This is a genomic window from Stenotrophomonas sp. 10N36 (assembly GCF_056395005.1).
Genome location: NZ_JBFTIS010000014.1, coordinates 43282 through 57796 on the forward strand (window position 1 = coordinate 43282; position 14515 = coordinate 57796).

The 14515-nt window shown below is 67.6% G+C and carries 11 protein-coding genes; 4 read left to right on the forward strand and 7 right to left on the reverse strand.

Features of this window, described 5'->3' with window-relative positions; all coding sequences use genetic code 11:
- Window positions 1-4 precede the first annotated feature (4 nt).
- Both AC1DCJ_RS13995 and AC1DCJ_RS14000 read left to right on the forward strand, forming a co-directional pair.
- Complete coding sequence (locus tag AC1DCJ_RS13995; RefSeq protein ID WP_478071232.1) at window positions 5-1591, forward strand: PepSY-associated TM helix domain-containing protein; 1587 nt, start codon at window positions 5-7, stop codon at window positions 1589-1591.
- Between the two features lie 140 nt (window positions 1592-1731).
- Window positions 1732-2808: a serine hydrolase domain-containing protein gene (locus AC1DCJ_RS14000; RefSeq protein WP_478071233.1), complete on the forward strand. Its 1077-nt coding sequence runs from the start codon at window positions 1732-1734 to the stop codon at window positions 2806-2808.
- Here AC1DCJ_RS14000 and AC1DCJ_RS14005 read toward each other — a convergent pair.
- Entirely contained in the window at window positions 2777-4360 is a 1584-nt protein-coding gene (locus AC1DCJ_RS14005) for a winged helix-turn-helix domain-containing protein (RefSeq protein ID WP_478071234.1), read from the reverse strand. The genes AC1DCJ_RS14000 and AC1DCJ_RS14005 overlap by 32 nt on opposite strands.
- Before the next feature lie 142 nt (window positions 4361-4502).
- Here AC1DCJ_RS14005 and AC1DCJ_RS14010 point away from each other — a divergent pair, with 142 nt between their 5' ends.
- Window positions 4503-4886 (forward strand): VOC family protein, encoded by a 384-nt coding sequence (locus tag AC1DCJ_RS14010; RefSeq protein WP_185753531.1) that lies wholly within the window; start codon window positions 4503-4505, stop codon window positions 4884-4886.
- On the opposite strand, the gene AC1DCJ_RS14015 is transcribed toward AC1DCJ_RS14010, so the two are convergent.
- Window positions 4883-6058: a glycoside hydrolase family 18 protein gene (locus AC1DCJ_RS14015; RefSeq protein ID WP_478071235.1), complete on the reverse strand. Its 1176-nt coding sequence runs from the start codon at window positions 6056-6058 to the stop codon at window positions 4883-4885. The two genes, AC1DCJ_RS14010 and AC1DCJ_RS14015, sit on opposite strands and share 4 nt — an antisense overlap.
- Before the next feature lie 254 nt (window positions 6059-6312).
- Here AC1DCJ_RS14015 and AC1DCJ_RS14020 point away from each other — a divergent pair, with 254 nt between their 5' ends.
- Window positions 6313-7320, forward strand: coding sequence for a tetratricopeptide repeat protein (locus AC1DCJ_RS14020; RefSeq protein WP_478071236.1), 1008 nt, complete (start codon window positions 6313-6315; stop codon window positions 7318-7320).
- 147 nt (window positions 7321-7467) lie between these two features.
- On the opposite strand, the gene pnp is transcribed toward AC1DCJ_RS14020, so the two are convergent.
- The 5 genes from pnp to infB all read right to left on the reverse strand — a co-directional run bounded on the left by pnp (window position 7468) and on the right by infB (window position 14492).
- Complete coding sequence (gene pnp / locus AC1DCJ_RS14025; RefSeq protein WP_038687262.1) at window positions 7468-9576, reverse strand: polyribonucleotide nucleotidyltransferase; 2109 nt, start codon at window positions 9574-9576, stop codon at window positions 7468-7470.
- A gap of 150 nt (window positions 9577-9726) precedes the next feature.
- Complete coding sequence (gene rpsO, locus AC1DCJ_RS14030; protein WP_038687260.1) at window positions 9727-9987, reverse strand: 30S ribosomal protein S15; 261 nt, start codon at window positions 9985-9987, stop codon at window positions 9727-9729.
- Window positions 9988-10149: 162 nt separating this feature from the next.
- A complete protein-coding gene (truB, locus tag AC1DCJ_RS14035) occupies window positions 10150-11073 on the reverse strand; it encodes a tRNA pseudouridine(55) synthase TruB (RefSeq protein WP_478071237.1) in 924 nt (307 codons plus the stop codon).
- Between the two features lie 118 nt (window positions 11074-11191).
- On the reverse strand, window positions 11192-11617 hold the full coding sequence (gene rbfA, locus AC1DCJ_RS14040) for a 30S ribosome-binding factor RbfA (RefSeq protein WP_137191706.1): 426 nt from the start codon (window positions 11615-11617) through the stop codon (window positions 11192-11194).
- A 226-nt stretch (window positions 11618-11843) separates the two neighbouring features.
- The gene (gene infB, locus AC1DCJ_RS14045; RefSeq protein WP_137191707.1) at window positions 11844-14492 is read right to left on the reverse strand and encodes a translation initiation factor IF-2; all 2649 of its coding nucleotides are present in this window, start codon (window positions 14490-14492) and stop codon (window positions 11844-11846) included.
- Window positions 14493-14515 lie beyond the last annotated feature (23 nt).

Genomic DNA, 14515 nt, shown 5'->3' on the forward strand with positions numbered 1-14515 from the left:
CTCGATGAAATTCAGTTCGCTCACCCTGCGCACCTTCACCACGCTGCATACCTGGGTTGGCCTGGTGGCCGGCTTTGCGCTGTTTGTGGCGTTCTATGCCGGCGCGATCACCGTGTTCCACCATGACCTGCCGCTGTGGCAATCGCCGCAGGCGATGACCCAGCCCGCGCAGACCCTGGACGACGCGCAGCGCCTGCTGGACGGCGTGCTGGCCCGGCACCCGGAAGCCCGCCAGCACCTGGGCATGACCTTCCCCGGCGCCGAAACGCCGCAATCGGTGGCCTATTGGCAGGACGCCAAGGGCACCTGGCTGTTCGCCTGGGCCGATCAGTACGATGGCAGCCCTACCCCACCCCAGGCCGGGCTGGCCGAGCTGGTCAACGAACTGCACTACACCCTGGGCCTTCCGGTGGCCGGCATCTACCTGATGGGCGTGGTCAGCCTGCTGTACGGGCTGGCGCTGCTGTCCGGGCTGGTGATCCACCTGCCCAAGCTGGTTGGCGACCTGTTCGCCCTGCGCCCGGGCCGCAACCTGAAGCAGATGTGGCAGGACGCGCACAACGTGATCGGCGTGCTCAGCCTGCCCTTCCACCTGCTGTTTGCGGTGACCGGCGCGCTGCTGTGCCTGGTGTTCCTGCAGATGGCCGCGCTCAACCCGCTGATCTACGACGGCAAGCTGCTGGCCGCGCTGCCGGCGGCGATGGATACCGCGCCGATCCGCGCCGCCAGCGGCGAGCCGGTACGGGCGGGCAGCCTGGCCATGCTGCATGCCCGTGCGATCGCCGTGGCCAACGACCAGGGCCAGGCACGTTTCGAACCGGCGTACCTGAAGCTGGCCAACGCCGGCGATGCCAACGCGGTGATCGAGATCACCGGCGACGGCGGGGTGTCGTTGGGACCGCTGGGTGCGGTGGCGCTGGACGCCAATACGGGCGACGTCCTGCACACCCAGTTGCCGGGCCGGCGCGACGCCAACCACGCCACGCTGGCGACGGCGTACGCCCTGCATTTCGGCGAGTTCGGCAACGGCCTGGTGCCCTGGCTGTATTTCGCGCTGGGCCTGGGCGGTGCCTTCCTGTTCTATTCGGGCAACCTGCTGTGGATCGAATCGCGGCGCAAGCGCCGTCAGCAGGCCCAAGGCCGTGCCCAGATCAACATGGCGCGTGCCACGGTCGGAGTGTGTATCGGCCTGTGCGTGGCCATTTCGGCCGCCTTCGTCGGCGTGCAGCTGCTGGAACATCTGGCCCCCGCGCATGCCGACGCTGGCATGCGCTGGATCTGTTTCCTGGCCTGGGGCGGCTGCGCCCTGTGGGCGGCGCTGCGCGCGCCGTGGCAGGCCGCACGCGAGCTGCTGTGGGCCGCGGCAATCGTCACCGCGCTGATCCCGCTGGTGCATGGCGCGATGAGCGGGCTGTGGCTGTGGACCAGCGCGCAGCGCGGCTACTGGCCGCTGTTCTGGGTGGACGGGGTGGCGCTGGCCATGGCCATCGGGTTCGCCGCGATGGCGCGCGCCAGCAGCCGGCGCGCGATCCACGGCGAGCCGAACAGCGTGTGGGCGCGACCGCAGCGTCTGGCCACGCCCGCGCCGTAACCGCGACGCGGCGCCCCGTGCGCCGCGCCCTCGCCCACCGGAGCCCTTGTGCGGGCGGGCTTTCAGAAACCTTCAGACGTTCTTCCAGCACTTCAGTCGCGTCCATGGCCTAGTCGGGTTCCACTTCGAGGAGCCTGACCATGCACACCCGTTCACCCCGTTACGCCGCCCTGATCCTGTTCTGGCTTGCCTGCCTGCCACTGGCGGCCCGGGCGGCGCCACCGACACCGGATCCGGCCAAGCTGGCCGCCCTGGAAGCGGCCATCGCCGCCGAAGACATCAAGCAGGTCACCAGCGTGCTGCTGATGGTGGACGGACAGATTGCCTACGAGCACTACTTCAACGGGGCCAGCGCCGACACGCTGCATGATGTGCGCTCGGCCAGCAAAAGCGTCACCGCGATGCTGGTCGGCGCAGCCATCGGCGATGGCCACCTGCCGGGAGTGAAGGCGCGGGTCTACGACTATTTCCCCGAATTCACCGCCACCCATCCGGTCGATCCGCGCCTGCGCGCGACCACGATCGAAGACCTGCTCACCATGAGCAGCCTGTGGGAGTGCGACGACGAGAACGCGTTCTCGGCCGGCAACGAAGAACGCATGTACGTCACCGAGCGCTGGCTCGACTTCGCCCTGGCGCTGCCGGTGAAGGGCTTCGCCCCGTGGATGACGCGCCCGCAGGACAGCCCGCATGGGCGTGCCCACGCCTACTGCACGGCCAATTCGTTCGTACTCGGCGCGGTGCTGGAACGCGCCACGAAGATGCCGCTGGCCGACTATGCCGCCCAGGCGCTGGAGCGTCCGCTGGGAATCACCGCCAGCCGGTGGAACCGTTCGCCGGAAGGCATCGGCATGGGCGGCGGCGGCACCCGCTACCGCAGCCGGGACCTGGCGCGCCTGGGCGCGCTGGTACTGGCCGGTGGACGCTGGCAGGGCAAGGCGCTGATCCCGGCCGACTACGTGACGGCGATGGTCAGCGCACAGGCCAGCACCGGCGATGGCAGCGACTACGGGTACCAGTGGTGGGGCCTGAAACTGCCCGTACAGGGACACGAAACGACGTTGTGGGCGATGTCCGGCAACGGCGGCAACTACGTGTTCGTGATCCCGGACAGGAAGCTGGTGGCGGTGATCACCAGCAGTGCCTACAACCGCACCTACGCCCACCCGCAGTCGCGCCGCATCCTCACCGGGTTCCTGCTGCCCGCGCTGGACTGAGCCCATCCAGCTCGCCTGGCCGCCACGCGGCGGCCAGGACCTGCGCGCGCTGCGCAGCGACATCCGCGTCGATCCGGGCCAACAGCCGCGGCCACCCGGGCGCTGCGCGCAGCGGGGCGAACAGCGGCGTGGCACGCAGCCAGGCGGCATCGCGGAAGCCCGCGTCCACCGCGCGTTGCAGGTCGGCCACGGCGGCCGCCGTATCGCCCTGGGCCTGGTGCAGCAGGGCGCGTTCGATGGCCATGTCCGACCAGCCATCCCCGGCCTCGCCCGCCTGCGCCTGCAGCTGCGCGGCGATCCACGCCGGCGTGGGCGGGACGGTGCCGTGCAGGCCGACCAGGGTCTGCCCCATCGACTGCTGCGGACGCAGCGCCCGGCCGCCCTCAAAGGCCTGTGCGGCGCCGGTGGCGTCGCCCTGCAGGAGCAGCATCTCACCCTGCAGCCGGAACAACTGTGGATGCGGCGTACCGCGCGCAAGCGCCTGCTGCAGCGCCGTCCGTGCCCGGCCCGCATCGCCCATGAGCAGCAGGCTGCGCGGCCAGGCGATGTTGGCGAACACGTTGTCGGGGAACAGCTGGAAGTTGCGTTCGTGGCGACGTGCAGCGGCATCGGTGAAGCCGAGCAGTTCCAGCTCGCGCGCCACCTGCACCTCGCGGAAACGCACCCGCTCGGGCGCGCGCAGCGACAGGTTGGCCTGCAGTGCCTGCGCAAGCTGCCCCTGTTCCTGCTGCAGGTAAGCCAGCGAGGCGCGCGTGCGCTCATCGTCCGGGTCGCGCTGCAACGCCCGCTGGTAATCGGCGATCGCACGCGGCATGGACCCCAGGCAGTCATGCGCGTACCCGCGTGCAGCGAATGCAGCCGCATCGTCCGGTGCCGCGCGCAGCACCCGGTCCGCTTCGACCACGGCCTGCTGCGCGCGCTCGGCCGGACCATTGAACAGGCAGGTATCGGCTGCCAGCGCACGTGCCAGCCCGCGTCGTGCGGCCGGCAGGTCCGGATCGACCTGCAGCGCCTGCCGGTACAGCGCGATGGCGCGCGCGTTGTTGCTGGCCTGGCCGATGTCGGCGTAGTGGTCGGCACGCTGCAGCAGCGGGTCGGCCGGGGAGCGCGGCGCGGCGGTGGGCCAGGCCACGACGGCCAGTGCGGCGGCAACCACCACCGCACTCGCTGCGGCGGCGGACGCGCGCCATCCCCAGCGCCGCGTCAGGGGCGGTGCCTGATCTGCGGGTGCGGCGTGCGCGACCGGCTGCACTGGCGCGCAGAGCTGGTAGCCACGACCGCGGACCGAGCGCACATAGCGCGGGCTGCGGCTGTCATCGCCCAGCGCCTGGCGCAGCAGCTTCACCCGCTGGCTGATCGCATCTTCGCCGACCACGGCCGGGGCCCACACCTGCGCGGCGAGGGTATCGAAGCTCACCACGTTGGTGCCGTGCGCCAGCAGGCAATCGAGCAGCCGCCAACTCAGCCCGCTGACCGGCAGCACGGCATCGCCGCGCCGCACCTGTTGCAGGGCGCGGTCGATGTCCAGGTCCAGCAGGCGCACGGTCTCCATGCGGCCAAGCATAGGGCACGGCGCAACCGCCCCGCAGGTGCCGTTGGTCTCCCACCCTGCAGCCCGCCCTCGCTCACCGTGCATTGCCGGTCGCGGGGGTAACGTGCCGGTTTCCCCGCCTTGCCGCACTGCCATGACCGACCTGCATATCGACCGCCTCGACCACCTCGTGCTCACCGTGGCCGACATCGACACCACCTGCGATTTCTACCGGCGCGTGCTGGGCATGCAGGTGGAGACCTTCGGCGCCGGGCGCACCGCGCTGCGCTTCGGGCTGCAGAAGATCAACCTGCACGCTGCGGGACGCGAGTTCGAGCCCAAGGCGCTGCGCCCCACGCCCGGCTCGGCGGACCTGTGCCTGATCACCTATGCCGGCATGGACGAGATCCTGGCCCACCTGCAAGCGCAGCAGGTGGACGTGGAAGACGGCCCGGTGCAGCGCACCGGTGCCACCGGGCCGATCCTGTCGGTGTACTTCCGCGATCCGGATGCCAACCTGATCGAGGTGTCGCACTACCTGGATTAAGGCAGGAACGGTGCGGACATCGCCTGCAGCAGGCTGCCCTGTGCGTCGTCGCCGGTCAGCTCCCAGGTGAACACGCCGCGCAGCGCGGCGGATTTGGCGAACGCGGCGCGCAACCCGATCGAGGTCGGGTCTTCATAGCTGATGAAGATCCGCTCGGTCGGGTTGTACAGCCACGGGCTCTGCGCCACCGGATGCCAGTGCCGCTGCCAGCCGGGCGCGTCCAGGAACGCGCTGCGGATGCGCCGCCAGTCACCGGCATCGAACGGGCCGCTGTAAGGCTGGTACAGGCCATCGTTGCCGCCCGCGGTGACGCGGAAACCGCGCCCGTAGAACGGCACGCCCAGCACCAGTTTGCTGGCCGGTACGCCGTGCTGCTGGTAGTAGGCCACGGCGCCTTCCACGGTGTTCCACCGGCGCTGCGCCGGGTCCAACGGATCCTCGGCCACCTCACGTAGTGGCGCGTTGAAGGTGGACACGGCCGAGAAGCCGGTGCCCATGTCGTAGCTCATCAAGTTGATGAAATCGAGCGTCTGGCCCAGTTCCTTCAGCGCATAGCTGCGCGCCGGATCGTAGGGGCCGTCGGTCTGCACGCGCCCGGCCGGCAGCGCAGCGGTAAGCAGCAGGCGGCGCTTGTCGGCCGTGCCGGCCGCGTCCAGTTGGCGGCGGAACTCGCGCACCAGCAGGGTCATGTTGCGCCGATCCTGCGGGCGGTCGGTGATCTCCAGCGGTCCGCCGTACACCGGGAACTCCCAGTCGATGTCCACGCCGTCGAAGCTGCCGCGGTGGGTGTCGAAGAACAGCGCAACGCAGGACGCGACAAACCGCGCGCGGCTGTCGGCCGTCAACGCCGCATCGGAGAAGCCGCCCGCGTTCCAGCCGCCGATGGATATCAGCGTATGCAGCGTCGGATGCGCACGCTTGAGTGCGGCCAGCGCCTTGAAATGCGCGTCCGCCTGCGGCCCGACCACGCACCGGCCCGCGTCGATGGTGGCGAACGCATAGAACAGATGGGTGAGCGTGTCGGCGGGGATGTCCGCGACCGGATAGCGGTCGGCCGAGCCACCCGGGTAATACGCCCCGATCACCTTGGCCGGCGGTTCGGCGGCGGAGGCAGCGAGCGATAGCACCGCGGCGGCGCAGGCGGCAAGGACGGCAAGGCGCTGACGGAACATGCAGACTCCAAGGGCACGGTGGCCGGGCCACGTTAGCAAATGCACATGCGGGCGACGACGGTAATACAGGCGTTTTGGCACCATGTCCGGCACATTCGTCCAGCGGACAACACCGCCCCGCCGGCATGCGCCAACGCCGTGTCCCACACGGTCGATCGCGGCGACGGGCAAGGTCCGCGGATGTCCTGTCGCGCCACTGCGGCCTGCCCGTGCGACAGGCGACGGTACGACTGGATTCGGCCTATCCTGCGCACATGACCAACACTTCCGATCCACGCGACACCGCACCGGACACCGCCGCATGGGACGCGCTGGAAGCGCGCGCCTACGACGCCTTCGATCACGGCCAACTGCAGCAGGCCAGCGCGCTGTTCGGCGAACTGGCCACGCTGGCCCCCGAGGTGCCATACCTGCATTACATGCGCGGCCTTGCCCACAAATACCTGCGCGACTGGCCCGCCTCGCTGCAACATTCCCTGCGCGCGCAGGCGCTGCAGGCGTCGCCCGACGACGCCAGTGCCTGGAATGCCGGCATCGCCGCGACCGCGCTGGGCGACTGGGCCGAAGCGCGCCGGCAGTGGACGCGATGCGGCATCGGCATCCCGGAGGGCGACGGTCCGATCGAACACGATTTCGGTCTCGTCTCCATCCGCCTCAATCCCTGGGGCAATGGTGAAACGGTGTTTGCACGGCGCATCGATGTGGTGCGCGCGCGGCTGTTGAATGTGCCCCTGCCGGAAACCGGCCACCGTCTGTTCGATATCGTGCTGCACGACGGCGCCAAGACCGGCGAGCGCGCCCTGGATGACGGCACGGTGCCGGTGTTCAACGCCCTGCAGATCCTGCAGCGCTCGGACCACCGCACCTTCGTGGCGTTCATCCGCTGTCCGTCGGCCGACGACCTGGACGCGCTGCAGCAGGCCGAACTGCCCGGCATCGGCTACGTGGAAGACTGGACCGCATCGATCGTGTCGCTGTGCCTGCGCTGCAGCTATGGCGTCGGCCACGGCGAGGAGGATGCGGCGGACACCGCGCATGATGAAGGCGCGGCCAGCAACGATGACTGGCAGGTCGAACGCAACTTGGGCATCGGCGCGCAGGGCAAGGCGGCCGTGGAGCGGCTGCTGGCCAACTGGGTGGCCGCGGGGCCGGGGCGCAGCGTCGATGCGATTGAAAGCCCGCCGTGCGTGGAAAGCGCACCGGAAGAAGGCACGGTGTGGTGGCGGGGTGTTGGCGACGATGCGGACGAGGGCGAGGCGTAGGCACGCGGCTGGATAGCGTTGTCGGCCGGGTTTCGGAACGACAGACACAAAAAAGCGGGCCGAAGCCCGCTTTTTCGTTGTTCGAAAGCGTGAGGCGCAGAGGTGAGAACCAACGGTCCTCACCTACCGCGCCTTCGGCCCGGCCGATTACTCGGCGACGGCGCCTTCGCCTTCTTCGACGGCCTTCATCGACAGGCGGATACGGCCCTGCTTGTCGACTTCCAGCACCTTGACCTTGACCACATCGCCTTCCTTCAGCACGTCGCCGACCTTCTCGACGCGGTCGCTGGAGATCTGCGACACGTGCACCAGGCCATCCTTGCCCGGCAGGATGGTGACGAACGCACCGAAGTCCATGATCTTGGCGACCTTGCCTTCGTAGATGCGGCCCGGCTCGACGTCCGAGGTGATCTGCTCGATGCGGGCCTTGGCAGCCTGCGCAGCGATGGCATTGACCGACGCGATGACGATGGTGCCGTCATCCTGGATGTCGATCTGGGTGCCGGTTTCCTTGGTGATGGCCTGGATGGTCGAACCACCCTTGCCGATCACTTCGCGGATCTTGTCCGGGTGGATCTTGATGGTCAGCAGGCGCGGCGCGTAGTCCGACAGCTCCTGACGCGGAGCGGTCAGGCCGTGGGCCATTTCACCCAGGATGTGCAGACGGCCAGCCTTGGCCTGCTGCAGTGCCTGCTTCATGATCTCTTCGGTGATGCCTTCGATCTTGATGTCCATCTGCAGGGCGGAGATGCCCTCAGCGGTACCGGCCACCTTGAAGTCCATGTCGCCCAGGTGATCTTCGTCACCCAGGATGTCGGACAGGACGACGAAGCGCTCGCCTTCCTTGACCAGACCCATGGCGATACCGGCCACCGGCGACTTGACCGGCACGCCGGCGTCCATCAGGGCCAGCGAGGAACCGCAGACCGAGGCCATCGACGAGGAGCCGTTCGACTCGGTGATTTCCGACACGACGCGGATCGTGTACGGGAAGGACTCCAGCGACGGCATCACTGCCAGCACGCCGCGCTTGGCGAGGCGGCCGTGGCCGATTTCGCGACGCTTCGGGCCCATCATGCGGCCGGTCTCACCCACCGAGTAGGGGGGGAAGTTGTAATGGAACAGGAAGTTGTCCTTGTACTCACCGGACACGGCGTCGATCACCTGACCGTCGCGGGCGGTGCCCAGCGTGATGGTCACGATGGCCTGCGTTTCACCGCGGGTGAACAGCGACGAACCATGGGTACGCGGCAGGATGCCGGTCTTCACGGCGATCGGGCGGACGGTGTCCAGCGCACGGCCGTCGATGCGGACCTTGGTGTCCAGCACCGAGTTGCGCATGGTGCTGTATTCCAGCTCGCCGAATTCCTTCGACAGCTCGGCCGGGTTCCAGCCTTCAGCAGCCACACGGCCAGCCAGCGACTCGACCACGTCCTTCTTGATCGCCGAGATGGCGTCGCGGCGCTGCAGCTTGTCGCGCACCTGGAAGGCTTCGCCCAGACGCGGGCCGATGGCTTCCTGCAGGGCGCTGATCAGCACCTCGTTCTTGGCCGGGGCCACCCAGGTCGACGGCTTGGTGCCGGCTTCCACGGTCAGTTCGTTGATTGCGTTGATGACCTTCTGCATTTCGCGGTGACCGAAGGTCACGGCGCCCAGCATCACGTCTTCGGACAACAGCGCGGCTTCGGATTCCACCATCAGCACGGCGTTGGCGGTACCGGCGACAACCAGTTCCAGCTCCGAATCCTTCAGTTCGGTCACGGTCGGGTTGAGGATGTACTCACCGTTCTTGTAACCCACCTTGGCAGCGGCGATCGGACCCTTGAACGGGGTGCCGGCCAGCGACAGTGCAGCCGAGGCGCCGATCAGCGCGGCGATGTCGCCGTCGATGTCCGGGTTCAGCGACATCACGGTAGCGATGATCTGAACTTCGTTCTTGTAGTCTTCCGGGAACAGCGGACGGATCGGGCGATCGATCAGGCGCGAAATCAGCGTCTCTTTTTCGGTCGCGCGGCCTTCGCGCTTGAAGAAGCCACCCGGGATACGGCCACCGGCGTAGAACTTCTCCTGGTAGTCACAGGTCAGGGGGAAGAAGTCCTGGCCCTCACGCGCGCTCTTGGCAGCCACGGCGGAGACCAGCAGCACGGTGTCGTCGAACTTGACGATGACGGCGCCACCGGCCTGGCGGGCGATTTCGCCGGTCTCAAGCGTGACGGTGTGCTTGCCGTACTGGAAGGTTTTGGTGATTTTTGCCACGGGGGATGTCCTTGGGATGATGCTTTCTTCGAATGGACCGCGGGCGACCCTTGCCGCCGACGGGTGACCGGTTGTCCGGCCCAGGCGTTTGATGCGGTACTACCAAAACAAAACCGCGGCGCATTCCTGCGCCGCGGTTGGGATTCCTGCTTAGCGACGCAGGCCGAGCTTTTCGATCAGGGCCTTGTAACGCGGAGCGTCTTTCTTCTTCAGGTAGTCGAGCAGGCTGCGGCGGCGGTTGACCATCTGCAGCAGACCGCGGCGGCTGTGGTGATCCTTCTTGTGGGTCTTGAAGTGGCCGGTCAGCAGTTCGATGCGGGCGGTCAGCAGGGCGACCTGGACTTCCGGGGAGCCGGTGTCGGCCGCGCTGCGCTTGTTGTCTTCAATGACTTTCTGGGTGTCGATCGACATATCTGTTTTCTCTTGGATGCGTGGCCCGCAGAAACGTCCCATTGACGTACCGCGCGACTCGCCGTTAACGAAAGGATGAACCCGCAGAACGCGGGAAGCCTGAAAAGGCCGCGAAATTGTAACGGGCGCAGCCCGCCGGGACAAGGACCGGCTGCGCCGGGGTCAGCCCTGCCCGGCCAGGTTGAAGCGCCGCTGCGGTGCCAGCCGCCCGTTCTCGTCGACCTGGCCCAGGCCCTGGATGGCCTCGTCCGGGCCGTATACCACCACCGTACCCTGCGCCCACGTCGGGTCGCGCAGGCGCTGGCCCACGCAGAACCGCGGGGTCTGTTCAGCATCCAGGGTCACCCGCGGATAGTGCGCCAGGCCGGCGTCCAGCGGCAGCAGCAGCGCATCGATGGCCGCTTCGTCACCCTGCTCCACCAGGGTCCGCAGGGTGTCCAGGGACACCATCGGCGCGTCGCGGAAGGGGTCCACCCACAGGCGGCGCAGGCCGGCGATGTGTGCCCCACAGCCCAGGGTTTCCCCGAGGTCGCGGGCGAGGCTGCGGATATAGGTGCCTGAACCGCAGGTCACGCGCAGGCGCAGCCGCGTCGGTTGCTGCTCCAGCACCTCGATGGCGTGCACCTCCACCTGGCGCTCCGGCGCCTCGATGACCTCGCCGCGGCGCGCTTTCAGGTACAGCGGTTCGCCGCCCTGCTTGAGCGCCGAGTAGATCGGCGCGCGCTGCAGGATGCGCCCCTTCAACGGGGCCAGCGCGGCCGCCAGCGCGTCGGCGCTGATCGGCGGCACCGGCCGTTCGCGCAGCACCGCGCCATCGGAATCGTCGGTATCGGTGGTCTGGCCCAGCACCACCTCGGCGTCGTAGGCCTTGGCCGAGCCCAGCAGCAGGCCGGCAATCTTGGTGGCCTCGCCGAAGCACAGCGGCAGCAGGCCGGTGGCCAGCGGGTCCAGGCTGCCGGTGTGGCCGCCCTTCTCGGCGCGGTACAGGCGCCGCGCGATCTGCAGCGCAGCGTTGGAGCTCATGCCGCCCGGCTTGTCGAGCAGCAGGATGCCGTCCAGGCGACGGAATGTGATTCGGGGTGCCATGTCGTGGTTTCAATCGGCGCCATGTGGCGCTGCCGGCAGTCCCGGCGGTCGGCGGCGCGGTCGTTGTCGACCCGGGCACCGCCCCATAAGACAACAGCCCTTGCGGGCTGTTGGTCCATCAATCCGATTTCTTGTCGCTGTCGTCCGCGTCGCCATCCCCGGCGTCGTCCTCAGGCTGTCGGCTCTTTTCAGCCGCCAGCGTATCGGGCAGGTCACGCAGGATGTTGTCGATGCGCTCGCCGCGATCCACCGAATCATCGTAGTGGAAGTGCAGTTCCGGCACGTGGCGCAGCTTCATGGCACGCGCCAGCTCCATCCGCAGCTCCCAGGCCAGTTCCTTCAGGCCCTTCATGGCTTCTACCGAACGTTCGGGCATCAGCGCGGTGACGAAGATCTTGGCATGCGCCATGTCACGGGTGATTTCCACGTCGGAGACGCTCACCGAAGGCAGGCCGTGTACACGCACGGCGTTGTGCACGAGCGTCCCCAGTTCGCGGCGGATCTGGGCGGAAACACGGTCGGTTCGATGGAAGGTTTTTGGCACGAGGGACTCTTGATTCAGTGGTCGCCCGACCAACGGTCGGACGCTACGGGTATACGGGACCCGACCAATGGTCGGGCGCTACGGTATACGGGACCCGACCAACGGTCGGGCGCTACGGTATACGGGACCCGACCAACGGTCGGACGCTACGGTATACGGGACCCGACCAACGGTCGGGCGCTACATCACGGTAGGGCCCGACCGTTGGTCGGGCCACACCGCGACATTACAGGGTGCGCGGCACTTCGATACGCTCGAAGCACTCGATCTGATCACCCGGCTTGACGTCGTTGTAAGCCTTCACGCCGATACCGCATTCGGTACCGTTGCGGACTTCTTCGACGTTTTCCTTGAAGCGGCGCAGCGATTCCAGCTCGCCTTCGAAGACCACGACGCTGTCGCGCAGGACGCGGATCGGCTTGCTGCGCTTCACCGTGCCTTCGATGATCATGCAGCCAGCGACTGCACCGAACTTCGAGCTGCGGAACACATCGCGGACCTGGGCGATACCGATGATCTCTTCGCGGATTTCCACGCCGAGCAGACCGGAGGCCACCTGCTTCACCTGATCGATCACGTCATAGATGATCGAGAAGTAACGCAGGTCCACGCCGTTGGATTCAATGATGCGACGGGCCGAAGCATCCGCACGCACGTTGAAGCCGATCACGGTGGCCTTGGAAGCAACCGCCGAGTTGGCGTCCGACTCGGTGATGCCGCCCACGCCGGAGTGGATCACGTTGATGCGGATGTCGTCGTTGGACAGCGCGACCAGTGCCTGGCTCAGCGCCTGCACCGAACCCTGCACGTCGGCCTTGATCACCAGGTTCAGCACCTGCTGGCCATCGCCCTTGCCCAGGGTTGCCATGATGTCTTCCATGCGGCTGCCGGCCGACTGCACCAAGCGCGATTCACGGCGCTTGGTTTCGCGCTGCTGCGCGACGTCCTTGGCCAGACGCTCGTCTTCGACCACGACGAAGTCATCACCGGCATCCGGCACGCCGGACAGACCCAGCACCTGCACCGGAATCGACGGACCCGCCTGGTCGGGCTGTGCGCCGGTTTCGTCGAACAGGGCGCGCACGCGGCCGTACTGGATACCGCAGACCAGGTAGTCGCCCTTCTTCAGCGAGCCCTGCTGCACCAGCACGGTGGCGATCGGACCGCGGCCCTTGTCGAGCGAGGACTCGATGACCACACCGCTGGCGCGGCCATCGGGCACGGCCTTCAGTTCGAGCAGTTCGGCCTGGACCGAAATCGCGTCGAGCAGGTCGTCGATGCCCAGGCCAGCCTTGGCCGAGATTTCAACCATCTGGATGTCGCCACCGAAGTCTTCGGACACGACCTGCTCGGTGAGCAGTTCGTTCTTGACGCGCATCGGGTCGGCACCGGCCTTGTCGATCTTGTTGATCGCCACGATCAGCGGCACACCGGCAGAACGCGCATGCTGGATGGCTTCCTTGGTCTGCGGCATCACGCCGTCGTCGGCCGCCACCACCAGCACCACGATGTCGGTCAGCTTGGCACCGCGGGCACGCATGGACGTAAACGCCGCGTGGCCCGGGGTATCCAGGAAGCTGATCACGCCCTTCGGCGTTTCAACGTGGTACGCACCGATGTGCTGGGTGATGCCACCGGCCTCGCCCGTGGCGACCTTGGTGCGGCGGATGTAATCCAGCAGCGAGGTCTTGCCGTGGTCGACGTGGCCCATGATGGTGACCACCGGCGGACGTGCCGCCGGCTCGCCCTGGTTGCCACCAGCCAGCGCCAGCAGCGCGTCTTCGGCGTCGTTGGTGTTGGCACGGATCACGTTGTGGCCGAGTTCTTCGGTCACCAGCGCAGCGGTGTCGTGGTCGATGGTCTGGGTGATGGTCGCCATGACGCCCATCTTGAACAGCGCCTTCACCACGTCGCCGCCCTTCAGGGCCAGCTTCTGGGCCAGATCGGCCACGGTGACGGTGTCGCCGATGGTGACGTCACGCACGATCGGAGCGACCGGACGTTCGAAACCATGGGCACCGCCGCCGCTGCGCGACTGGTTGCTGTCACGACGGCCGCCGTGCTGGGTACGCCCGGTCGGGCGACCACGCGAGTTGCTGTTGTTGCCGCGACGGGCACGGTCGGCAGCCGACAGGTGCAGCTGACCGGCGAAGCGGTTGCCACCCTCGTCGTCACGCTTGGCGCCCGGACGGTTGTTGTTGTTGTTGTTCGAGTTGCGGTCATCCGAACGCGGGGCCGGACGCGCAGCCGACGGCGCCGACGGGCGCGCGGCGCGGGCCGGTGCATCGGCAGCAGCGGCCGGCTTGGCAGCCGCCGGCGCCGGTGCAGGCGGTGCGTTCTTGGCCGCTTCAGCAGCGGCTTCGGCTGCCTTGCGCTCGGCTTCGGCGCGCTCCTTGGCGTCGATTTCTTCCTGACGCTTGCGGGCGATTTCCTCGTCGCGTGCACGGTCCTTTTCGGCCAGTGCGCGCTGCTCGTCCAGATTGCGCTGGCGGGATTCCTCCAGCTTGCGCAGGATGTCGGCGCGCTCTTCATCCGCCGTCATCGGCTTGCCGCTGGCGTCCTTCATGTAGGTGCGCTTCTGGCGCACTTCCACGTTGACAGTGGTCTTGCTGCGGCCGGCGCTGACGGTCACTTCCTGCAACTTGCGACGGTTGAGGGTGATCTTCTTGGCGGCGTCGTCGGTGCTCTCGACGGGCTGCTCGGTCTTGCCGTGCGAACGACGAAGGAAGCCCAGGAGCTTCACCTTCTCGGTGCTGGTCACGACCTGGTCGGGACCGCTGAACTTCATGCCGGCTTCGGCAAGTTGAACAAGCAGTTTATCGACCGGGGTGTTGACCAGTTCGGCAAGCTTGCGGATGGTGGTTTGCTGCGACATTCGGATCCTATGATCTGGTTGGC